This is a genomic window from Labrys sedimenti (assembly GCF_034424805.1).
Classification (GTDB): Bacteria; Pseudomonadota; Alphaproteobacteria; order Rhizobiales; family Labraceae; genus Labrys; species Labrys sedimenti.
On sequence record NZ_JAXOUF010000002.1, the window covers coordinates 846,088 to 867,481 of the forward strand.

Consider the following 21,394-nt stretch of genomic DNA (forward strand, 5'->3'; position numbering starts at 1 on the left):
ATTATGCCGATCCTGATCCGTGGCGGTGTCGTGGTGAACCACGATCATTCCAGGCAAGCCGATGTGCTGATCGACGGCGAAACCATTTTGGCGATCGGTCCGAAGCTGTCGGCGCCGGCGGGGACCGAAATCATCGATGCCGATGGCTGCTTCGTTTTGCCGGGTGGCATCGATCCGCATACGCATCTCGAAATGCCGTTCATGGGCACCGTGTCGGCTGATGATTTCGAATCCGGCACCAGCGCTGCTCTCTCCGGTGGCACCACCATGGTGGTGGATTTCTGCCTGCCCGCGCCCGGCCAGTCGCTGCTGGCTGCTTATCAGGAATGGCGCCACAAGGCCGAGAAGGCGGTCGCCGACCACTCCTTCCACATGGCGATCACCTGGTGGGACAAACAGGTCTTCGACGAGATGGACACCGTGGTGAAGACCTACGGCATCAATACCTTCAAGCACTTCCTCGCCTATAAGGGCGCGCTGATGGTGAACGACGACGAGCTGTTCCACTCCTTCAGCCGCTGCGCCGGCCTCGGTGCCTTGCCGTTGGTCCACGCAGAGAATGGCGACATCGTCTTCCGCCTGCAGCAGCATTATATCGACCAGGGCGTTACCGGGCCGGAGGGCCACGCCTATTCGCGTCCGCCGGAAGTGGAAGGCGAGGCGACCAACCGCGCCATCATGATCGCCGACATGGCGGGCAGCCAGCTCTATGTCGTGCACACCTCCTGCCGAGACAGTCATGAGGCGATCGCACGGGCCCGGGCCGCCGGCAAGCGCGTCTATGGCGAGCCTTTGATTCAGCATCTGGTGCTGGACGACAGCGAATACCAGAACAAGGACTGGGACTACGCCGCCCGCCGGGTGATGTCGCCGCCCTTCCGCAACAAGTCCCACCAGGATTCGCTGTGGGCGGGCCTCGCCTCGGGCTCGCTCCAGGTGGTGGCGACCGACCATTGTGCCTTCACCGCCGAGCAGAAGCGCATGGGCGTGGGGGATTTTCGCAAGATCCCCAACGGCACGGGCGGGCTCGAAGACCGGATGCCGGTGCTATGGACGGCGGGCGTCAAGACCGGGCGCCTGACCAAGGAGGAATTCGTGGCGGTGACCTCCACCAACATCGCCCGCATCCTCAACATCTATCCCCGCAAGGGGGCGATTGCCGTGGGCTCGGATGCCGACCTCACCATCTGGGATCCGGCGGCCACCAAGACGATCAAGGCCAAGTCCCAGCTCAGCCGTGTCGAATACAATGTGTTCGAGGGTTATGAGTGCACGGGCCTGCCCATCGTCACCCTGTCGCGCGGACGCGTCGCCTGGAAGGACAAGCAGATCCAGCTCCAGAAGGGCGATGGCGCCTTCATCCAGCGCGATCCGTTCCCGGCCGCTGCGGTGGCGAACGCCACCTGGAAGGAGCTCAGCAAGCCCAGGCCGGTCTCGCGCATCGAGGTCACGCCGTAAGGAGCGCGATGGGTGCATAAAGCCTTCCCCACTTCGTGGAGAAGGCTTTCGTTCTGCGTTGCCGGAGATCGATCTTGAATTTGACGCATCCCACTTCCTTCCAGTACGGGAGCTGGCTCAACGAGCCGCCGTCCTGGTCGCTGGCCGGCGATCGCCTGGAGGTCGTCACCGGCGAGGCCACTGATTTCTGGCGCAAGACCCATTACGGCTTCATCCGTCATAGCGGCCATTTCTTCTATCTCGACAGCGGCGGCGATTTCACTGCGGAATTGCGCGTTCGGGCCCGTTTCGAGACGCTCTACGACCAGGCCGGCCTGATGGTCCGGCTCGATGACGAGACCTGGCTGAAGGCCGGTATCGAATATAATGACGACGCGCCCATGCTCGGCAGCGTGCTGACGGTGGGACAATCGGATTGGGCCACCGGGCCTTTCCCAGGCGACGCCCAGGATTTCCGCCTGCGCCTCACCGTCGCAGACGGGGTATTGAGGCTGCAATATTCGACGGACGGGATAGTCTGGCCGCTGGTTCGGCTGGCGCCGTTTCCGAAGGCCGCTTCCTACCAGGTCGGCCCGATGTGCTGTACGCCGGAAAGGGCCGGTCTTGCCGTTTCCTTCTCTGATTTCCGCCTGTCTCAGCCCAACGGTAAGGCGCTGCACGATCTCTCATGATCACCCGGAAAGGAGAGAACGGTGTCTTGGGCCACCCGATATATTGAGCGACTACAGGCTGGCGAGACGGTTCAATTTCGTCCGCGCGGTGCTTCGATGAAAGGCAAAATCGCTAGCGGTCAACTCTGCACCGTGGTTCCGATTGACGACCATGCCCTGCTCGTCGAGGGGGATATTGTCCTGTGTCGTGTGCGTGGTGCGCAATACCTGCACCTCATAAAGGCCGTTAGAGACGGTCAATTCCAGATCGGCAACAACCAAGGGGGTATCAATGGTTGGATCACGGCTGGAGGGATCTTTGGCCGTTTGGTCGCCGTCTCGGACTAAGCATCGAACAACTGCCCGTTTTCTTCAGAAAGGCCTCACCATGCTCACCAATCTCAACATCAATCCGCAGCGCTTGTGGGACAGCCTGATGGAAACCGCCAAGTTCGGCGGCACGGCCAAGGGCGGCATCAAGCGCCTGACCCTGTCGGACGAGGACAGGCAAGTTCGCGACTGGTTCAAGGCGCAATGCGAGGCGCTCGGCTGCACGGTGAGCGTCGACGAAGTCGGCAACATGTTCGCGGTGCGCCCCGGCAGGAACAACGAACTGCCGCCGATCGCCATGGGCTCCCATCTCGACACCCAGCCGACCGGCGGCAAGTTCGATGGCGTGCTTGGTGTGCTCGGTGCGCTGGAGGCGATGCGCACTTTGCACGAGCAGGGCTATGAGACCAATGCCCCCGTCGAGATCATCAACTGGACCAATGAGGAAGGCTCCCGCTTTGCCCCGGCCATGCTGGCTTCGGGCGTGTTTGCCGGCGTGTTCACGCCCGACTACGCCTATGAGCGCCTCGACCGCGACGGCATCAGCTTCAAGGACGAATTGGAGCGCATCGGCTATCGCGGCACCGAGAAGGCCGGCGCCCACAAGTTCCAGGCGATGTTCGAGCTCCATATCGAGCAGGGCCCGATCCTCGAGGACGAGAAGACGATGATCGGCGTGGTCACCGGCGTGCAGGGCATGCGCTGGTACGAGGTCACGGTGACCGGGCAGGATGCCCATACCGGCGCCACGCCGATGTATCTGCGCAAGAATGCCCTGCTGGGCGCTGCCCGCATCATCGAGGCGGTCGATGCCATCGGCCAGAAGCACCAGCCGGGCGTCGCCACCGTCGGCTTGATCGAGAACAAGCCCAACAGCCGCAATGTCGTGCCGGGCGAGGTCTTCTTCACCGTCGACCTGCGCCATCCCGACGAAGAGGTGCTGGAAGTGATGGAGCGGGAATTCCGGGCTGCCCTGGAGGCCGCGCTGCCGCCGATGAAGCTCGCCTATGAGGAAAAGCGCATCTGGAACTCGCCCGCAGTGAAATTCGCGCCCGAGCTGATCGAATGCGTCGAGCACGGCGCCGACAAGGCGGGCTTTGCCATGCGCCGTATGGTGTCCGGCGCCGGCCATGACGCGGCCTACATTGCGCGCGTCGCGCCGACCACCATGATCTTCGTGCCCTGCGAGGGCGGCCTCAGCCATAACGAGGCCGAGTCGACCTCCTTCGACGAATGCGCGGCCGGGGCGCAAGTGCTGCTCAATGCCGTGATCGAGCACGACCGGCGGCTGGCGGGCTGACGGAGCGCGGACATCCCAGCGACATGCTTGCATGTCGCGACGTCCGCTCCTTTCTTTTCAAAGCGTCGTGTTTTCAGGGGCGGACTGGAAGTCCGCGCTCCGGGTTGCGCTGGGTGACCCTTATTGAGGAGGCCGTCTTGCTGCCCGCCGAGCTTGAAGCCGATCTTCATGGCAATATTCCGCTGACACAGGCCATGCAGGTCCGGGTTCTCGAGATCAGACCGGATTCCGTGCGGCTTGGCGCCCCGCTTTCCGCCAATATCAACCATCACCGCACGGCTTTCGGCGGCAGCCTCGCGACCCTGGCCACGCTCGCCGCTTGGTCGCTGGCCTTCCTCAAGCTCAAGGGCGCGGGGCTCGACTGCAGCCTCGTCGTCGGCTCCGTGCACATGGATTATCTGGCTCCGGTGGAGGGGGATTTCTCGGCCCGTTCCGTTTTGGCGGAACCCGAGAAGTGGGAGCATGTGCTGGAGGCCTTCGCGCGCAGGGGCAAGGCGCGCATTCCGGTCCTTGCCGAGATCGACTATGGCGGCCGTTGCGCCGCCCGTTTCAAAGGCGATTTCGCGGCGCTCGCCCGTTGAAACAGCCCGGAGCGCAGCAGGCCGTCAATTGGTACTGACCGCCAGGAAGGCGGCGGGCTGTACCGAGATCTGCCCCATGAACGGTCGGTCATGCGCGAGGATGACAAAATAGGCCGATGTCACCACCACAACGAAGATATGGGTGGCGAGGATCTGCATGCAAGGGACATGGTTGTTGCAGATGGCGATGGCCACGACGGTCGTCGTCGAAATGATCCAGATCGCGATCCATTGGGCCCAGCTCATGCCGGTGTTGGAAGCCGACAGCCGGAGCAGCCGCGCATGGCGCACGGCCAGCAGTTGATTGACCAAAGGCTGATAGGTGGCCGGCTGCGCATTCGTTCCGGTCTGGCGCGAGACGAGGCCGATCGTATTGATGAGGATGTCGCCGGAGCGATCGAACACCGGGCTTTCGAGGCGCTCGCCATTGGCCATGGCCGGCCAATCGCCGGAGACGACCTGCGCCACATAGGCCTTGAGGCCGTCGCGCACGCTGGTCTGGAGATCGGCCGGAAGTCCGGAGGAAAGCACCAGGACGTTTTCGACCGCGTCGGCTTCCTGCTGGACGGCGCTGCGGGCGGCGAGGGAATCAGCCCACAGGCCCGCGGCTGAGAAGGCCACCATCAGGCCGAAGATGGTGGCGCAGACACCGACGATCGACTCACGGATTGGAAGTGGCTCGTCCGAGGCGTAACCGCCTCTGGCAATGGCGAGGCGGACGAGGCCGATGACGATCCAGGTGATCGCCAGGCAGATCACCAGCACCGTTGCGAACATGACGGGCAGCGACAGCTGGTGCAGCAGAATGAACATGAGCGCTCCCAGGGAGAACGTGTCTATTGAAAATCGACGACCTGGTCGTTCAGCGGGAGCTGATTGACGTGGTCTCCACGCCAGCGTGGTTCGATCCTGGCGACCGCGCCTTGCTCGAGCTCCTCCTCGTTCCCTGGCGCCAGCACGCCCTGCCCGGAGAAGCGCGTGAGCACGAAGGGCAGGCTGTTGGCATTGAGCGGTGAGGGGCCGTCCATCAACTGGAAGTGCAGATGGGGCGCGGTGGAATTGCCGGTATTGCCTACCAGGCCGATGACCTGGCCAGCTTTCACACGGTCGCCCAGCTTGACCCTGAGGCTGCCGCGCTGCAGGTGGGCGTAGAAAGCGTAGGCGCCATTGCCGATGTCTGTGACCAGCATGTTACCGCCGATATTGGCGGGTACGATGCCGCGGGCCGGCTGGCTCGGGATCTGCTCGTCGGCCTGGTCGTAAAGATTGACCACCACGCCGTCGGCCGCTGCGTGGACTTCAGCGCCGTAGAAGGAATAGCTGGCCAGATCCTCGGCATTGCCGGTGAACAGGCGGCTGTTGGCGTCGAGCCTGATCCAGTCGGTGGCGAAGCGTTCCGGCACGCGCAGGCGCCCGTTCACGGCCATGACGGCACCGCGATGGGCGGTGACGGTGTCGCAACAACCATCGGCTGCAACCCAGCCTGTGCCCCTCAAGGGTGGCTCGACCACCGCGGCCGGCTTGCCGATCGCCGTCGCGCCACCGGTGAAGCTGTAGCTTGCGGTGACGGGCGCATCCGCCGGCAGCGGCGTCGGCTTGCCGTCCGCGCCTGCGTTCTCGCGGAAGGCGTGGATGCGCGCGGAGACGCTCTGCGGCAGCTTGTCGTTCTCGGCAAAGCCGACATCCATGAAGACGATGGCGGTGCCGCCCGGCGGCAGCTGGCGATCCCTGCCGCTGTAGAGATGCATCATCTTGGCCAGCTCTTCGCCCTGGAGGGAGGACAGGCTCTTGCCGGCGTCGTCGACCGCCTCGACCTTGTCGAGCCGCACGAACACATTGCCCGGATTGTTGATCACCAGCTCATAGGCGAGATGCACGCGCCCATCGGCGCCGAGAACCGGATTGGGCTCGCTGATCGGCTGTACGGTGACCGAACTCAGGATCTCATCGGGTTTGAGAGACTGGGCGATGGCGCTCGAGGCTAGAACAAGGCCTGCAACCGCAACCAGAAGCGACTGAAAACGCATGGAAAATGCCCCGCCGGCTGCCCCGCACCGGAAGGCAGAACCTGTGGGTACAGTCCCGCATTTGCCTCAGCCCTTGTCAAGCGATGTCGGGGTGGTTTGGCGTGCGGCGAGGGTCGCGGCCGGGCGCCGTCGAACGGCGTCCGGCCGGGTCTTTTTCACCACAAATGGTGGACGAACCCGGCGATCTCACGCTGGTAAAGGTTCTTCAGTGTTTCGAGCGTTGCCTGCGGGAGAGCCGGCACGTCGCTGGCCGCGGCATTTGCAGTGGCCTGGGCCGCATTCTTGGCGCCGGGAATGACGGTGGTAATGGCGTCATTGGCCAGGATCCAGGCCAGCGCGAATTGCGACATGGTCATGCCATCGGGTACCAGCGGCCGGATCTCCTCCACGGCTGCCAAAGCGACATCATAGGGGACACCCGAGAAGGTCTCGCCCTTGTCGAAGGCTTCGCCATTGCGGTTATAGGCGCGGTGGTCGTCGGCTGCGAACTGGCTCGCGGCGTTCATCTTGCCGGTCAGCATGCCGGAGGCGAGCGGCACCCGGGCGATCACTGCGATATTGCGTGCCTTCGCCTCTCGGAAGAAGAGCTCGGCCGGGCGCTGGCGGAAGATGTTGTAGATGATCTGGACCGAGACGACGCCGGGATATTCGATCGCCTTCAGCGCCTCTTCCACTTTCTCGACGGAGACGCCGTAGTTGCGGATCTTGCCGGCGGCCACCAAATCGTCCAGCACGCCGAACACTTCAGGCCGGTAATAGACCTCGGTCGGCGGGCAATGGAGTTGGACGAGATCGAGGCAGTCGGTGGCGAGGTTCGTCAGCGAGCGCTCGATGAAGGCGGTGAGATTCTGCCTGTTATAGCCGTCGGCGGTGTGGGGCGAGAGGCGCCGCCCGGCCTTGGTCGCCACGAAGGGACGGGGACCGGAGCGCTCCTTCAGGACCTCGGCGATGAAACGCTCCGAGCGGCCGTCGCCATAGACATCGGCGGTATCGATGAAGGTAGTGCCGGCATCGAGAGCGGCATGGAGGGCGGCACGCGCATCGGTATCCGGCACATCACCCCAGGAGCCCCCGATGGCCCAGGCACCGAAGCCGATCTCCGACACGTTGCGTGCCGTCTTGCCGAACAGGCGTTCTTTCATGGTTCCATTCCTGCATTTCGCTGGCCCGCCAGGGATGGGTTGTGCCAGCGGTTTAACATCCTGGAACAGGATAGGACTTGAGCATGCCGGGCGCTCATAGTTTAGTGTGAATGGCAATCATAGAAGCAATGAAGAAATTTCATTTATGGCGACTTTCGAGCGGACGGATCTCGGCGATTTCAACGTCTTCCTGACCATCGTCCGCCGACGCAGCTTCACCACGGCCGCCATCGAGCTCGGCCTGACGCCGTCGGCGGCCAGCCATGCCATGCGGCGCCTCGAGGCCCGGCTCGGGGCCAAGCTGTTGAACCGCACCAGCCGGGCGGTTTCGCCGACCGATCTCGGCCTGAAATTCGCGCAGCGCCTCGAGGAAGGCTTCGATGTGATCGGCTCGGCCCTGGAGGTTTTGGAGGCGCCGGGAAACGCACGCTTCGGCGAGTTGCGCCTCAACGTCTTCCGCGATGCCGCCCATCTGTTGATCTCGCCGGCCCTGCCGGAATTCGCCCGCCAATGCCCCGATGTGCGCCTGACCGTTGCGGTAGACGACCGACCCATCGACATCGTCGCCGAAGGTTATGATGCCGGCATGCGCTATGGCCATCACGTGCCGGAAGACATGATTGCCGTGCCGCTCACCGGGCCCCAGCGCTGGGTGGTGGCCGGCTCTCCCGCCTATTTCAGGGAACACGGCCGGCCGCAGACGCCGGACGATCTCGCCGACCATGTCTGCCTGCAACTGCTCCTGGGCGACAATACCGCTTATCGCTGGGATCTGGGCAGCGGCGGGGAGGCATGCCGGCTGCGCGTGCCCGGCCTCATCACCCTCAACGATACCGCAACCACCATCACGGCCGCCAAAGCCGGGCTTGGCCTCGCCTATGTTCTGGAAGCGCGGATCGCCGAAGAGGTGGCGGAAGGCAGCCTGGAGGTCGTCCTCGACGACCAGGCTTCGGATGGCGATCCCTTCCACATGTATTATTCGAGCCGGCGCCACAATCACCCGGCCTTGCGCACCCTGATCAACATCATCCGGTTGCAGAACGGCATGACCCGGCTGGCGTGAGCCAAGAGCCAAGAGCCAAGAGCCGGCCTATTCCGCCAGCAATTCGCAGAAGCGCTCCAGATCGACATTGCCGCCGCTGATCAGTACGCCGACACGCTTGCCGGCGAGTTCCGACTTCATGGCACGCGCGGCGGCGAAGCCGAGGCAGCCCGTCGGCTCGATGACGAGCTTCATGCGGGTGGCGGCGAAGCGCATGCATTCGACGAGCTCCGCATCCGAGACGGTGAGGATATCGTCGACGTCGCGCTTGATGATCGGGAAGGTATGGGATCCCAGATATTGGGTCTGGGCACCGTCGGCGATGGTGCGGGGCGTATCGATCCTGACGATCCGGCCGGCGTGGAAGGATTGCTGGCCGTCATTGCCGGCCTTCGGCTCGACTCCGTAGAGCCGGCAGTTGGGCGAGAGGGCACGCGTTGCCAGCGCCGATCCGGCGAGCAGCCCGCCGCCGCCGAGACAGACGAAGAAGGCATCGAGTTCGCCGACTTCCTCGAAGAGTTCCTTGGCTGCGGTGCCCTGGCCGCAGAGTACGTCCGGGTGGTCGTAGGGCGGGATCAGCGTGAGGCCCTGCTCCTGCGACAGGTTTCGCCCGATCACCTCTCGGTCTTCGATATAGCGATCATAGAAGATGATCTTGCCGCCATACCCCTTGGTGGCCTCGGCCTTCGCCTTCGGCGCGTCATGCGGCATGATGATCGTGGCGGGAATGCCGAGGATGCGGGCTGCAAGGGCGATCGCCTGGGCATGGTTGCCGGAGGAAAATGTCACCACGCCCCTGCGCTTCTGCTCGTCGTCGAAGCGCGACAGGGCATTGAAGGCACCGCGGAATTTGAAGGCGCCCATGCGCTGCAGGTTCTCGCATTTGAAGAAGACCTGTGCGCCGAGTTCCTCGTCGAAGCTCCGGGAAGTCATCACCGGCGTGCGATGGGCCTGGCCGCGGATGCGCTCGGCCGCGGCGACGACGTCGGCATAGTCGGGCAGGACCGGGGCGCTCATATTTCACTCTCCCAGCCGATGGTATGGCGCAGAAAGGCATAGCCGAGGGCGATGAAGGAAGCGCGTTCCCGGCTGTCCTTGCCATAGCCGTGGCCGCCGGCCTCGGGCTCGTAGAAATGCACGCGATGGCCGAGTGCTTCCAGCTTGGCCGCCATCTTGCGGGCATGGGCAGGGTGAACCCTGTCGTCGCGGCGGGTGGTTGCCAGCAGGATGGGCGGGTAGGAGCCGGCGTCGGCGACGTGATAGGCCGAGATCTTCTGCAGGAAGGCCCAGTCCTCCGGCTTGTCCGGATCGCCGTATTCGTCGATCCAGCTCGCACCGGCCAGGAGCTTGGTGTAGCGCCGCATGTCGATCAAGGGGATGGTGCAGAACAGGGCGCCGAACTTTTCGGGATGGCGGGTGAGCATGTTGGCGATCAGGAGGCCGCCATTGGAACCGCCCTCCGCCGCGATCCGCCCTGGCTGGGTGATGCCGCGGCTGACCAGATCGGCGGCCACCGCCGCGAAATCCTCATGGGCGAGATGCTTGCCCTCGCGCCGGCCCGCCTCGTGCCAGCGGGCGCCGAACTCGCCGCCGCCTCGAATATTGGCGGTGACCGAGGTGCCGCCCCGTTCAAGCCAGAGCTTGCCGATCGAGGCGCTGTAGCTGGGCAGCACGGAAACGCCAAAGCCGCCATAGGCCGTGAGGTGAACCGGCGCTTCGCCGGTCTCGCCGGCAGGCCCGACCAGCGTATAGGGGATCTTCTCGCCGTCGATCGAGACGGCTTCGTGCTTGGCGACCTTCAGCCCCTTGCTGTCGAAGGCGTCGGGGCTGCGCTTGAGGAGGAGGGGACTTTGCACCGCCTCCGGCCTGCTCACGTCGAGCAGCTGCATTTGCGGTGGTGTGATGGGGTCCTGCAGCGATACCATCACTTCGCCATTGGTGTCGGCCTCTTCGGCGTCGAGCGACCAGACATGCACGACTCCCGTCGAGGGCAGCACGTCGATGGCGTGCTTTCGCCATCCTTCCAATGCGGGCGTTACGAGCTCGAAACGAGGCTGGAGATTGTCGAGGATCGACAGCACGAGCTGCCCCCGGTTCCAGAAAAACCCGTCCAGGGTGCGGCGCTCGGCAGGTTCGAACAGCACCTGGAAAGTGCGGTCGCCCGCCCGGAAGGCAGAGAGGGAGATACCCAGAAGGGTGTCGCCGGCAAAGCGGGTGTTGGCCGGGGTCCAGGCCGTGCGCAGCTTCACCGCCAGCCAGTCGCCGAACACGTCCCAGTGCGAGTCGGCCGGCAGGTCGATGGCCTCGCTCGGACCGTTCCTGTCGCCGAGCCAGCCACGCGTTTCGAAGAAGACGGGCTTTTCGAGAAACCAGATGCGTTCGCTGCCGTCGGTGCGGTCGATACCGGCCCAGACGGACATGGATTGGGGCTGGACCTCGAAGACGATCGCTGTCTTCAGGGGATCCTCGCCGCGCCGCCACAGGCGCACCGTGCGGGCATAGCCGGAGGTCGTCGCCATGCCCTCGCCAAGCGCGCTGGACAACAGCAGCGTGTCGGCATCGAGCCAGGCGATACCGCCCTTGGCCTCCGGTAGCGTGAAGCCGTCCGAGACGAAGCTGCGCGTCGCAAGGTCGAATTCGCGATGCACGGCCGCATCGGCGCCACCCCGAGAGAGACTGAGGATGGCGCGCTGCCGCCGATGGGGTTCGAGCGATGCCCCGGCCCAGACCCAGTCTTCGCCTTCTGCCGCGGCGAGGGCGTCGAGGTCGAGCAGGATATCCCAGGCCGGCTCCGCCTGCCGGTAGGAGGCGAGGGTGGTCCGACGCCACAGACCGCGCGGATTGGCGGCATCGGTCCAGAAATTATAGACGAACTCGCCGCGTCGGCCGATGCCGGGAATGCGGTCGGGGCGATCGAGGATCGCAGCCAGGGCATCGCGATCCCGCTCGAAGCTGGCCGTGCCGAAGCGGGCCAGTGTTCGCTGCGAGCGCTCGTTGACCCAGGCGAGGGCGTCCCTGCCTTCGATATCCTCCAGCCAGAGATAGGGGTCTTCGTCGGGCGCGGCCAGAGTCGGCCGGGAGACGCGATCGGACATGCAGGGCGTTTCCTTGAGATAGGGGGCCGGGGAAGAGCGAACTCAGCCGGCGAGCCGCGTTTGCGCCAGTTGCGTCCAGTAGCTGATTCCGGCGGGAATGATGGCATCGTTGAAATCGTAGGCGGCATTATGCAGCCCGGCGCTATCGCCATTGCCGATGAAGATGAAGGCGCCGGGGCGCGCCTCCAGCATGTAGGAGAAGTCCTCGGCCCCCATCATCGGCGGAGCGGCGGTGTCGACAGCGGCCGTACCAGCCACCATCCGGGCGATCTCGCCGCAATAATCAGTCTGGGTACCGTGATTGCGCGTCACGGGATATTGGTGGCGGTAGGTGACTTTGGCCTTGGCGCCGAAGGCCTGTGCAGTCAGTTCCGCGACCTCGGTCAGGCGTTTCTCCAGTAGAGCGCGCATGCCGGTGGTAAGGGCGCGGCAGGTGCCGTGCAGATGGGCGGTAGAGGGGATGACGTTGTAGGGCCCGCCGGTCTGGATCGTCGTCACCGAGATCACCGCACTGTCGAGCGGATCGGCATTGCGCGAGACGATGGCTTGCAGCGCCGTGACGATCTGGGCGGCGACCAGTACCGGATCGATGCTCTCATGCGGGCGGGCGGCATGGGCGCCCCGGCCGGTTATATCGATGTCGAACGTGTCGCTGGAGGCCATGATCGGGCCGTGGCACATGGCAAAATGCCCCGGCGCCAGACCCGGCAGATTGTGCATACCGTAGACTTCCTCGATGGCGAAGCGCTCCATCAGGCCGTCCTCCACCATGGCCTTGCCGCCGCCGCCGCCCTCTTCGGCCGGCTGGAAGATCACCACGGCGTTGCCGCTGAAATCGCGCGTGCTGGCCAGGTTCTTGGCGGCGCCCAGCAGCATGGCGGTATGGCCGTCATGCCCGCAGGCATGCATCTTGCCCGGCACGGTGGAGGCATATTGCACGCCGCTCTCTTCCAGGATCGGCAACGCATCCATGTCGGCCCGCATGCCGACCGTGCGCGAACCGGGGCGCCCCTTGATCACGCCGACCACGCCGGTACGGCCAATGCCCTCCACAACCTGGTCGCAGCCAAAATCACGCAACAGACCGGCGACCAACCCGGCCGTGCGCTCGACGTCATAGAGCAACTCCGGGTGGCGATGAATGTCACGGCGCCATTCGGTCGCCTCGGTTGCCAGAGCCTTGATGTTGTCTGAAATCGTCATATGCCTTCAGTTCCAATATTGATTTATGCCCCCGCTCCGGGCGACAAACACAGCCCGCAGTTTGGCACGCCTTCGGACAATGAGGAAGGGAACGGATATGGAGCATTCACAGGCCGCAAAGGTTTGGCAGGATCTCGAAGCCCACAAACAGAAACTGGCCTCGACGACGACGCGCGACCTTTTCGCCGCGGATCCCGACCGATTCGCCAAGTTCTCCTTCACCCTCGACGACGTGCTGGTGGATTTCTCCAAGAATCGCATCGCTGACGAGACGCTGTCCCTGCTGCTGCAACTGGCGCGGGCGCATTGCATCGAGACCCGCCGGGACGAGATGCTGAAGGGCGACAAGATCAACACCACCGAGGGGCGGGCGGTGCTGCATACGGCCCTGCGTGCGCCTGTTGATGCCGACATCCGGGTCGACGGCAAGAATGTCGTGCCCGACGTGCATGAGGAACTGGCGCGCTGCTACGCCTTCGCCGAGAAGATTCGCTCGGGTGAGCTGCGCGGCGCCACCGGCGACAAGTTTACCGACGTGGTCAATATCGGCATTGGCGGCTCCGATCTCGGCCCGGCCATGGGCGCCCGCGCCCTCTCGCCCTATGCCGACGGCCCGCGCGCCCATTTCGTCTCCAACGTCGACGGCGCCGACATGGCGGACACCCTGTCCCGGCTCGACCCTTCGCGCACCCTGTTCCTGGTTTCCTCGAAGACCTTCACCACCATCGAGACCATGACGAACGCCCAGTCGGCGCGGCAATGGATCGCCAAGTCGCTCGGCGAGACCGCCGTGGGCGATCATTTCGCGGCGATCTCCACCAATATCGTCGCGGTCGAGGCCTTCGGCATCAACAAGGACCGGATGTTCCGCTTCTGGGACTGGGTCGGTGGGCGCTATTCGATGTGGTCGGCTATCGGGCTCGGCCTGATGATCGCCGTCGGGCCGGAGAACTTCTCGGAATTCCTGGCCGGCGGCCATGAGGTCGACCACCATTTCGCCACCACGCCGCTGGAGAAGAACATCCCGGTGTTGATGGGCCTGATCGGCATCTGGCACCGCAATTTCATGGGCTATGCCGCCCATGCCGTGCTGCCCTACGACCAGCGCCTCGGGCGCTTCCCGGCCTATCTGCAGCAGCTCGACATGGAGTCGAACGGCAAGCGCGTGCATCTCGACGGCTCGCCGGTGACCTCGGAGACGGGTCCCCTGGTCTGGGGCGAGCCCGGCACCAACGGCCAGCACGCCTTCTACCAGCTCATTCACCAGGGCACCAATGTGATCCCGGCCGACTTCCTCATCGCGGCCGAGCCGCATGAAGCGGGCATGGGCGACCATCACGCCATCCTGATGGCGAACTGCCTGGCGCAGACCGAGGCGCTCATGCATGGCCGTTCGCAGGAGGAGGCGACGGCGGTGCTTAAGGCCCAAGGCCTCGACGACAAGAAGATCGCGCTTCTGGCCCCGCACAAGGAATTCCCCGGCAGCCGCCCCACCACCACCATCGCCTATCGCAAGCTCACTCCGCGCATGCTCGGCCGCCTCGTGGCGCTCTACGAGCACAAGGTGTTCACGCAGGGCGTGATCTGGGGCATCAATTCCTTCGACCAGTGGGGCGTGGAACTCGGCAAGGAACTCGCCTCCCGCCTCCTGCCGGTGGTCAAGGGCGCGACCGTCGACGGCCTCGATGCCTCGACCAAGGGACTGGTGGCGCATCTGAAGTCGCTGCGGGGCTAGAGAGAAGGGCGGGCCATCGGCCCGTCCGTCCATTTTAGAACAAATAGAGAACAAAATTTGACACAGCTGCCGCATTTTGATAAATTTCAGACAGGAGAAAATCTGATGATTTCGATCAAGAATATCTCGGTCTCAAGTTTGATTTTTTTCGTCGTTGCGGGCTGTGCGGTTCGTCCAATTCCTATAATTGGGAGTAGTATCGATGATCAAATTGAGGGATCATACGTTTTAATTGAAAACAAAACTAAAAATACATTTTATATAATTACTCTGAAATGCAAATTTTTTCTTTCTGATAGAAAAGAATTTAATAAAACTGTTCGTATCGAAAAACTTGAGCCAAATAAAATAATAAAAATTCGTTCTGGCATGGGAAAAGATATTAAAGCAGAGTGCAAACAGGCGAAATCTATTTTCGGATCGGAGCCGAGTGTTTACATCAATACATCTCCAAAGTGGTACGGAAAAGCTGAATAGCTTACATGCGGGGATCAGATGTTTTGGGAAAGTATTGCTCTGGATTCAAAGGGGATTATTAAGAATATTGAAAATAAATGCCTCTTAAAGGAGAGGGATTAGTAACTATATGCGCTTGATTATAGGAAGATATTGTAATTTAATTAGGAAATGAAAGTTCCAGATTGGCGTATTGCTTATAACGAGAGGCCGCTTGGTGTCGGCGTGCATGGCGTCATAGAGATTTATGACGATAAGGGAAAGCTTCAGCACTCATTCGAGGGGTTGTCCGCAGATTCGAGCGGCAAGAAAATGAAGCCTATAGGATCTGCAAAATTCGGCGATATCATCAAGAGTCAGGTGTTGGATTCGCGATTCAAGTCGGGAAATGCCCTGGAGAAGCCGGAAAATGCCACGACGGTCTATGTCGGTTCACAAACGGCCGTGGAGAGCGTTGTGCGAGCCATGACGGTCGCTTCCAAGGCAATCGACGAGAAGAAGATTCCCTATCAATTGCCGCTGGTCGACTCAGGCTTTTCTGCTCCGACCAACAGCAACTCCTGTATCGCAACCATGTTCGCGGTCATGGGTTTGAAAAAGCCGCCCCCGATCACTGGCACTGCGATGGGGCAGGTCGGTGCCGGCAAGCTGCTGCTGGACCCTGACGAGATTGCCGGATTCCACGGCATGATCGGTCAGGCGGAGAACCGGAATGTTCCCCTGCCGCCGATCCGCCCATCGGCCGAGATCGATGGCATCGGCAAGCAGAGCATGAATGAAACGGCTCCCGCCAACGTGCCTTCACAGCCGTTTTATCTGCGCATGCCGGAGATGGCGCGTAAGCTCTATCCCTAGAGCAAATCCGTTTTGGTGAAAGCGCACTTTATTCCAATTCTTTGGTTCTACGTCTCTTTGCGGCTTGGAACGATGTGCCCGGTTACAAAACGTCATGCCTTGCTGAGGAGCGTTTGAAGTGACAGTCTGATCCGGCGCGGCGACTCGGTCGAAGTTTTCCGGTCGCCGCTTGCCTGGAAGGACATCCCCCGTGATTTCGACCGCCGAACCGTCAGCCATCGTTCCTGTCTTCGATGGCCATAATGACACGCTGCTGCATCTGGCCTCCGGCAAGGCGAAACAGGCCGAGATTGCCTTTGGCGAGGGGGACGGTTCGGGCCATATCGATCTGCCCCGGGCGCGTGCCGGCGGTTTTGCCGGCGGTTTCTTCGCCATGTTCCCACCGCCCCAGGCCTCGACGACCAATATGGACGAGGAGATGAGGGGGGCGGGCTATGATCTGCCGCTGCCGCCCTTGCTGCCTTGGGAGAAGGCGCAGGCCTCGACCGTCGGCATGCTGTCGATCATGTTGCGGCTGGAGCGGGCCTTTCCCGACGATGTCGCCATCTGCCGCAGCGCCGCCGAGATCCGCGCCGCCATGGCGGCCGGCAAGATCGCGGCCGTCCTGCATATCGAGGGGGCGGAAGCGATCGATGCCGATTTCGCCAGCCTCGACGTACTTTTCGCCGCCGGCCTGCGCTCGATCGGGCCGGTGTGGAGCCGCCCCAACATCTTCGCCCATGGCGTGCCCTTCCGCTTTCCGGCCTCGCCCGATACCGGTCCCGGCCTGACCGAGATCGGGCGCGAATTGGTGAGGCAGTGCAACCAGCGCGGCATCATGATCGACCTCTCGCATCTCAATGAGAAGGGCTTCTGGGACGTTGCCGGGTTGAGCACGGCGCCGCTCGTCGCCACCCATTCCAACGTCCATGCCCTGTGCCAATCCACGCGCAATCTCACCGACAGGCAGCTCGATGCCATCAGGGAGAGCCGCGGTGTCGTCGGCCTCAATTTCGCAACCTGCTTCCTGCGGCCGGACGGCGCCATGCGTGGGGATACCGATCTCGACGTCATGGTGCGCCATCTCGATTACCTGGTCGAACGCCTGGGCGAGGACGGCGTTGCCTTCGGATCGGACTTCGACGGCGCGGTGATCCCCGCCGCCATCGGCAGCGTCGCCGGCCTGCCGCGCCTGATCGAGAGAATGCGCGGCGCGGGATATTCGTCGGCCCTGCTGCACAAGATCGGCCATGAGAACTGGCTGTCCCTGCTGGAGCGGACGCAGGGGGCGGCTTGAGATCGAGCCGAGACCAAGAGAAAGCGCAAGAATCCTTCCCCGACTTCGGGGAAGGTGGCCGAACGCAGTGAGGTCGGATGGGGTCGAGTGGCGCTTTTCAGGTCCAAATTGGTATTGTCGCGTCACTCTCCCCCTTCCGTCATTTCTACGAAATGACACCTTCCCCGAAGTCGGGGAAGGATTCCCACGCTATGCGCGACGATGCCCTAACGCATCGGAACCCGCGGCATTGACGTGGATCCATGCCGGCATAGAGCCGCTATCTCGCACCGTGGACAAAGCGGTCTTTGGCTGGTGCAGACCTCCTGGCCGAAGCGTTTGATCAGCCAGTGCAGCTCATAGAGATCGTCGGCATCCCAGCTCGCCGGCATCAGGCGCAGCATGATCTGATGGGCCTTGGTGAAGCTGGCATTGTCGGGCAGCAAGCCGAAGCGCTCGCCGAAACGCCTGATGTGCCGATCAACCACGAAGACACGCCGCCGGAGCGTCGAGAAATTGAGGACTGCCGCCGCGCATTTGGGGCCGATGCCATCGTAGCGCTGGAGCAACTCCATGCCAGCTTCGACCGAAAGCGCGACGAGATGGGAGAGATCGAATCGTCCCCGCTGCGCGACGATTTGACCGACCGAAGCAACCAACTGGCTGGCTTTCTTCTCGGGATGCGTAACGTTGGCCAGTTGCTGAAGCACCTCGCGGGGATCGCTCTGCCCCAGCCTGTCGAGAGGACGGAAATGCTCGCACAGGGCTTGGAAGGCTTTTTCGGAAGCGGAATCATAGGTTTCCGAGCTGATCAGCGCCTTGACGAATTGCTCGGGCGGCGTGTGGCGCCGAGCATCGCGCCGCGGGCCATAGGCCGCCAGCAGGCGTTGGCGCAGCACGACGATAGGCTCCTCCCGGCCGAAATCGAGCCCGAGCTGGATCTGCTCCCTGATGGCAGGCATACCCAATTCCTCAATGGAAATCCCGGCTCTTGAACAGGCTCAGTTCGAGCTGGGCCGGCGGCGGCGGTGAAGCGCCATCCGCCATGTCGCGCAAGCGGCCGAGTTCGGCGGAGAGGTCGAGTACCTCCTCGGCGATGACATGCACGACATCGCTGGCCCGCTGCAGCCGCCCGCGTATGGCGACGAAACGGGCATTCATTACCGCGCGGCGATTCCTCTCGAAGGTCCGCGACCACACGATGATGTTGGCGATGCCGGTCTCGTCCTCGATGGTCATGAAGACGACGCCGCTGGCCGTGCCGGGGCGCTGGCGCGTTACCACCAGACCGGCGACGGTGACGAGGCTGTCCTGCTTGAACTTACCCTCGCGATGCGCCTCGTTGGTGATGGCGCCGAGATGCTGCAATTGCGGGCGCAAGAAGGAGCAGGGATGGGCCTTGAGCGACAGGCCCGTCGACTGATAGTCCTCCAGCACGTGCTCGCTCTGCGACATCACGGGCAGGGCGACGGCGGGCTCGGGGAACAGGGCATCGTCGAAATCGGCGGCCAGCAGCGGCATGTCCCGGCTCGTCCTGGTGGCGCCGATGCCGATGGTCTCGAAACGACGCACCGCCCAGAGAGCCTCGCGCCTGTCCAGGCCGAGTGAGCGGAAGGCATCGGCCTCGGCCAGTTTCTGCATCGCCGCCAGCGGCAGGCCGCTCGCCGTGCCGAAGCGCTCCAGGCTGGAAAAGCCGTTGCCGCGCCGGCCGGCCATTACCGTGATCTCGTCCTTGTTCAGCCCTGAGACCAGCCGCATGCCCAGACGCACGGCGAAACGGTGCCTGGTGGGATCGCTGGCCGGTTCCAGCGTGCAGTCCCATTCGCTGTAATTGACGTCGACGGGCCGGATCTCGACGCCATGCTTCTCGGCGTCCCGCACCAGCTGCGCCGGCTGGTAGAAGCCCATGGGCTGGCTGTTGAGGATGGCGGCGCAGAAGACGTCGGGATAGTGGCACTTGATATAGGCGGAGACATAGACCAGCACGGCAAAGCTGGCGGCATGGCTCTCGGGAAAGCCATATTCGCCGAAGCCCTCGATCTGGCTGAAGCAGCGCTCGGCGAAGGCCTGTTCATAGCCGCGGCGCACCATGCCGTCGATGAACATTTCCTTGTAGTTGCCGATTGTGCCGGTGTGTCGGAAGGTCGCCATGGCCCGCCTCAAACCATCGGCCTCGTCCGGCGTGAAGCCGGCGGCCTTGATGGCGATCTCCATCGCCTGTTCCTGGAAGAGGGGAACGCCAAGCGTGCGGCCGAGGACTTCGGCAAGCTCATTCTTGTCACCGCCGCGCCGCATCGGAAGATCAGGCTTTTCGAGATTGTCGCGTCGACGCAGATAGGGGTGAACCATGCCACCCTGGATCGGGCCGGGGCGGACGATCGCCACCTCGACGACGAGGTCGTAGAATTTCCGGGGCCTCAGCCGCGGCAGCATCGACATTTGCGCCCGGCTCTCGACCTGGAAGACGCCGACGGAATCGGCCTTGCAGAGCATGTCATAGGTGGCCCCGTCGTTGCGGGGCAGGGCCGCGATCGCGCCGAGATTGCGGTCGTAATGGCGTTCGAGCAGGTCGAGCCCGCGCCGGATGCAGCTCAGCATGCCAAGCGCCAGTACATCGACCTTCATCATCCCCAATTCGTCGATGTCGTCCTTGTCCCACTCGACGAAGGTGCGGTCTTCCATGGTGGCATGACAGACGGGCACGGTGTCGTCGAGCCTCTCGCGGGTGAGCACGAAACCGCCGACATGCTGTGACAGATGGCGGGGAAAGCCGGTGAGGGCGGCGGTGAAATGGAGCGCCTGGCGGATCACCGGATTGTCGGGATCGAGGCCGGCTTGGCGCACGCGGCTGGGCGTCCAGGTCTGCATGCCCATGCCCCAGACCGTCTTCGACAGCGCCGCCGTCACGTCCGGCGTCAGCCCCAGCACCTTGCCGACTTCACCCACCGCCCGCCGGGAGCGGTAATGGATCACGGTCGAGCAGATCGCGGCGCGATGGCGGCCATAACGTCGATAGACATATTGGATGACCTCTTCGCGCCGCTCATGCTCGAAATCGACGTCGATGTCCGGCGGCTCGCCCCGTTTTTCGGAGATGAAACGGGAGAACAAAAGCTCCGTTTCGGTCGGATTGACCTCGGTGATGCCCAGGCAATAGCACACGGCGCTGTTTGCCGCCGAACCGCGCCCCTGGCAGAGGATATCGAGGACATTGCGGGCATGATCGACGACATCGTGCACGGTGAGGAAGTAGGGGGCGAATTTCAGCTTGGCGATCAAGGCAAGCTCTGCGCGGATTGCATTGACGACTTTCTCCGGCACCCCGCGGGCAAAGCGTCGTCTGGCACCGGCCCAGGCCAGGTCTTCCAGATGCTGCTGGGCGGTCTTGCCCAGGGGAATGGGCTCGTCCGGATATTCGTATTGCAGGTCCCGTAGATTGAACGTGCAGGCCTCGACGATTTCGAGCGTGCGTGCCAGGGCATCGGGATGATCCGCGAAGAGAACGGCCATCTCGGGGGGCGACTTGATATGGCGTTCCTCGTTGATTTCGAGCCGCAAGCCGGCCTCGGCCAAGGTGCATTTTTCGCGGATGCAGGTGAGGATGTCGGCAAGCGGCCGCTGGGCCGGCGCGTGGTAGAGCACGTCGTTGACGGCGACCATCGGCGCGCCGATCCTCTCGCCCAGCTCGGCGATCAGGCCGAGGCGGCGGGCCTCGTCTCCTCTGAGGCGGTGGCAACCGGCGAGATAGACGGAGCCCGGCGCTGCCTCGGCGAGCCGGCTTGCCCGTTCGACGAAGAGGGGATCGGGCGTGTCGGGCGGCAGCACGATCAGTCTCTGCCCCTCGCAGGCGGCGAGAATGGCTTCGAAGCCGAACTGGCATTCGCCTTTCGCGCGCACCATGCGCTTGTTGTTGTCGCTGAGCAGGCGGCAGAGCCGGCCATAGGCCTCGCGGTCGGTGGGATAGGCGATGACCTCGAAGCCATCCATGGTGACGAGGCGCACGCCGGGCAAATAGCGCAGGGACGGATGTTTCCTGGCCTCGCGCAGGGCCCGGACCACGCCGGCGAAGGAGTTGCGGTCGGCGATGCCGATGCCGGCCAGGCCGAGCCTCTGGGCCTGCCTCACCATGTCCTGCGGGAAGGAGGCGCCGCGCAGGAAGGAGAAATTGGTGGTGACGGCGAGCTCCGCATAGGCCGGCGGGACAGGCGCCGGCAAACCCGCAGGGAGCGCTTGGTCCTTCACCCTGCCGGACATGGCGGCATAGC

18 protein-coding genes are annotated in these 21,394 nt (G+C 63.4%); 9 read left to right on the forward strand and 9 right to left on the reverse strand.

The genetic code is table 11. The annotated features are described in order from the left end of the window. Positions 1–3 precede the first annotated feature (3 nt). Both hydA and U1R88_RS10370 read left to right on the forward strand, forming a co-directional pair. Positions 4–1,458 carry a dihydropyrimidinase gene (gene hydA / locus U1R88_RS10365; RefSeq protein WP_322431145.1) on the forward strand — a complete coding sequence of 485 codons (1,455 nt, stop codon included), beginning with the start codon at positions 4–6 and terminating at the stop codon, positions 1,456–1,458. Positions 1,459–1,532: 74 nt separating this feature from the next. Continuing rightward, positions 1,533–2,129 (forward strand): DUF1349 domain-containing protein, encoded by a 597-nt coding sequence (locus U1R88_RS10370; protein ID WP_322431146.1) that lies wholly within the window; start codon positions 1,533–1,535, stop codon positions 2,127–2,129. Positions 2,130–2,180: 51 nt separating this feature from the next. Here the strand turns inward: U1R88_RS10370 and U1R88_RS10375 are convergent, their stop codons facing one another. Continuing rightward, positions 2,181–2,390 (reverse strand): hypothetical protein, encoded by a 210-nt coding sequence (locus U1R88_RS10375; RefSeq protein WP_322431147.1) that lies wholly within the window; start codon positions 2,388–2,390, stop codon positions 2,181–2,183. Positions 2,391–2,496: 106 nt separating this feature from the next. Here U1R88_RS10375 and U1R88_RS10380 point away from each other — a divergent pair, with 106 nt between their 5' ends. Beyond that, positions 2,497–3,738, forward strand: a complete 1,242-nt coding sequence (locus tag U1R88_RS10380; protein ID WP_322431148.1) for a Zn-dependent hydrolase — start codon at positions 2,497–2,499, stop codon at positions 3,736–3,738. A gap of 137 nt (positions 3,739–3,875) precedes the next feature. Beyond that, entirely contained in the window at positions 3,876–4,319 is a 444-nt protein-coding gene (locus tag U1R88_RS10385; RefSeq protein WP_322431149.1) for a YiiD C-terminal domain-containing protein, read from the forward strand. A gap of 24 nt (positions 4,320–4,343) precedes the next feature. On the opposite strand, the gene U1R88_RS10390 is transcribed toward U1R88_RS10385, so the two are convergent. The 3 genes from U1R88_RS10390 to U1R88_RS10400 all read right to left on the reverse strand — a co-directional run bounded on the left by U1R88_RS10390 (position 4,344) and on the right by U1R88_RS10400 (position 7,488). Then, positions 4,344–5,132 carry a bestrophin-like domain gene (locus tag U1R88_RS10390; RefSeq protein WP_322431150.1) on the reverse strand — a complete coding sequence of 263 codons (789 nt, stop codon included), beginning with the start codon at positions 5,130–5,132 and terminating at the stop codon, positions 4,344–4,346. A gap of 23 nt (positions 5,133–5,155) precedes the next feature. Continuing rightward, positions 5,156–6,346 carry a M23 family metallopeptidase gene (locus U1R88_RS10395; protein WP_322431151.1) on the reverse strand — a complete coding sequence of 397 codons (1,191 nt, stop codon included), beginning with the start codon at positions 6,344–6,346 and terminating at the stop codon, positions 5,156–5,158. A 155-nt stretch (positions 6,347–6,501) separates the two neighbouring features. Then, positions 6,502–7,488: an aldo/keto reductase gene (locus U1R88_RS10400; protein WP_322431152.1), complete on the reverse strand. Its 987-nt coding sequence runs from the start codon at positions 7,486–7,488 to the stop codon at positions 6,502–6,504. Positions 7,489–7,633: 145 nt separating this feature from the next. On the opposite strand from U1R88_RS10400, the gene U1R88_RS10405 reads away from it, so the two are divergent. Next, positions 7,634–8,551, forward strand: a complete 918-nt coding sequence (locus tag U1R88_RS10405) for a LysR family transcriptional regulator (RefSeq protein ID WP_322431153.1) — start codon at positions 7,634–7,636, stop codon at positions 8,549–8,551. Between the two features lie 27 nt (positions 8,552–8,578). Here the strand turns inward: U1R88_RS10405 and U1R88_RS10410 are convergent, their stop codons facing one another. From U1R88_RS10410 to U1R88_RS10420, 3 genes are read right to left on the reverse strand one after another with little or no spacing between them, the layout of a single operon-like run. Next, the gene (locus U1R88_RS10410; RefSeq protein WP_322431154.1) at positions 8,579–9,547 is read right to left on the reverse strand and encodes a threo-3-hydroxy-L-aspartate ammonia-lyase; all 969 of its coding nucleotides are present in this window, start codon (positions 9,545–9,547) and stop codon (positions 8,579–8,581) included. After that, positions 9,544–11,625 (reverse strand): prolyl oligopeptidase family serine peptidase, encoded by a 2,082-nt coding sequence (locus U1R88_RS10415; RefSeq protein WP_322431155.1) that lies wholly within the window; start codon positions 11,623–11,625, stop codon positions 9,544–9,546. Before U1R88_RS10415 ends, U1R88_RS10410 begins: the two co-directional genes overlap by 4 nt. Positions 11,626–11,667: 42 nt before the next feature. Then, positions 11,668–12,828, reverse strand: a complete 1,161-nt coding sequence (locus U1R88_RS10420; RefSeq protein WP_322431156.1) for a M20 aminoacylase family protein — start codon at positions 12,826–12,828, stop codon at positions 11,668–11,670. Positions 12,829–12,925: 97 nt separating this feature from the next. Between U1R88_RS10420 and pgi the strand changes: the two genes are divergently transcribed. From pgi to U1R88_RS10440, 4 genes are all read left to right on the forward strand, one after another. Then, complete coding sequence (gene pgi, locus U1R88_RS10425) at positions 12,926–14,563, forward strand: glucose-6-phosphate isomerase (protein ID WP_322431157.1); 1,638 nt, start codon at positions 12,926–12,928, stop codon at positions 14,561–14,563. Between the two features lie 105 nt (positions 14,564–14,668). Beyond that, a complete protein-coding gene (locus U1R88_RS10430) occupies positions 14,669–15,040 on the forward strand; it encodes a hypothetical protein (protein ID WP_322431158.1) in 372 nt (123 codons plus the stop codon). Between the two features lie 150 nt (positions 15,041–15,190). Then, entirely contained in the window at positions 15,191–15,874 is a 684-nt protein-coding gene (locus U1R88_RS10435; RefSeq protein WP_322431159.1) for a hypothetical protein, read from the forward strand. A 190-nt stretch (positions 15,875–16,064) separates the two neighbouring features. After that, positions 16,065–17,150 (forward strand): dipeptidase, encoded by a 1,086-nt coding sequence (locus tag U1R88_RS10440; protein WP_322431160.1) that lies wholly within the window; start codon positions 16,065–16,067, stop codon positions 17,148–17,150. Between the two features lie 206 nt (positions 17,151–17,356). Here U1R88_RS10440 and U1R88_RS10445 read toward each other — a convergent pair whose 3' ends face one another. Then, positions 17,357–18,091, reverse strand: coding sequence for an endonuclease III domain-containing protein (locus U1R88_RS10445; protein ID WP_322431161.1), 735 nt, complete (start codon positions 18,089–18,091; stop codon positions 17,357–17,359). A gap of 10 nt (positions 18,092–18,101) precedes the next feature. Beyond that, on the reverse strand, positions 18,102–21,383 hold the full coding sequence (locus tag U1R88_RS10450; protein WP_425545410.1) for an error-prone DNA polymerase: 3,282 nt from the start codon (positions 21,381–21,383) through the stop codon (positions 18,102–18,104). Positions 21,384–21,394: the final 11 nt, after the last annotated feature.

What these genes read in the sequence shown, in the direction of transcription:
- hydA (WP_322431145.1), top strand. Translation starts at nt 4, where the DNA reads ATGCCGATCCTGATCCGTGGCGGTGTCGTGGTGAACCACGATCATTCC.
- U1R88_RS10380 (WP_322431148.1), top strand. Translation starts at nt 2,497, where the DNA reads ATGCTCACCAATCTCAACATCAATCCGCAGCGCTTGTGGGACAGCCTG.
- U1R88_RS10390 (WP_322431150.1), bottom strand. Translation starts at nt 5,132, where the DNA reads ATGTTCATTCTGCTGCACCAGCTGTCGCTGCCCGTCATGTTCGCAACG.
- U1R88_RS10395 (WP_322431151.1), bottom strand. Translation starts at nt 6,346, where the DNA reads ATGCGTTTTCAGTCGCTTCTGGTTGCGGTTGCAGGCCTTGTTCTAGCC.
- U1R88_RS10400 (WP_322431152.1), bottom strand. Translation starts at nt 7,488, where the DNA reads ATGAAAGAACGCCTGTTCGGCAAGACGGCACGCAACGTGTCGGAGATC.
- U1R88_RS10405 (WP_322431153.1), top strand. Translation starts at nt 7,634, where the DNA reads ATGGCGACTTTCGAGCGGACGGATCTCGGCGATTTCAACGTCTTCCTG.
- U1R88_RS10410 (WP_322431154.1), bottom strand. Translation starts at nt 9,547, where the DNA reads ATGAGCGCCCCGGTCCTGCCCGACTATGCCGACGTCGTCGCCGCGGCC.
- U1R88_RS10415 (WP_322431155.1), bottom strand. Translation starts at nt 11,625, where the DNA reads ATGTCCGATCGCGTCTCCCGGCCGACTCTGGCCGCGCCCGACGAAGAC.
- U1R88_RS10420 (WP_322431156.1), bottom strand. Translation starts at nt 12,828, where the DNA reads ATGACGATTTCAGACAACATCAAGGCTCTGGCAACCGAGGCGACCGAA.
- pgi (WP_322431157.1), top strand. Translation starts at nt 12,926, where the DNA reads ATGGAGCATTCACAGGCCGCAAAGGTTTGGCAGGATCTCGAAGCCCAC.
- U1R88_RS10430 (WP_322431158.1), top strand. Translation starts at nt 14,669, where the DNA reads ATGATTTCGATCAAGAATATCTCGGTCTCAAGTTTGATTTTTTTCGTC.
- U1R88_RS10435 (WP_322431159.1), top strand. Translation starts at nt 15,191, where the DNA reads ATGAAAGTTCCAGATTGGCGTATTGCTTATAACGAGAGGCCGCTTGGT.
- U1R88_RS10445 (WP_322431161.1), bottom strand. Translation starts at nt 18,091, where the DNA reads ATGCCTGCCATCAGGGAGCAGATCCAGCTCGGGCTCGATTTCGGCCGG.
- U1R88_RS10450 (WP_425545410.1), bottom strand. Translation starts at nt 21,383, where the DNA reads ATGTCCGGCAGGGTGAAGGACCAAGCGCTCCCTGCGGGTTTGCCGGCG.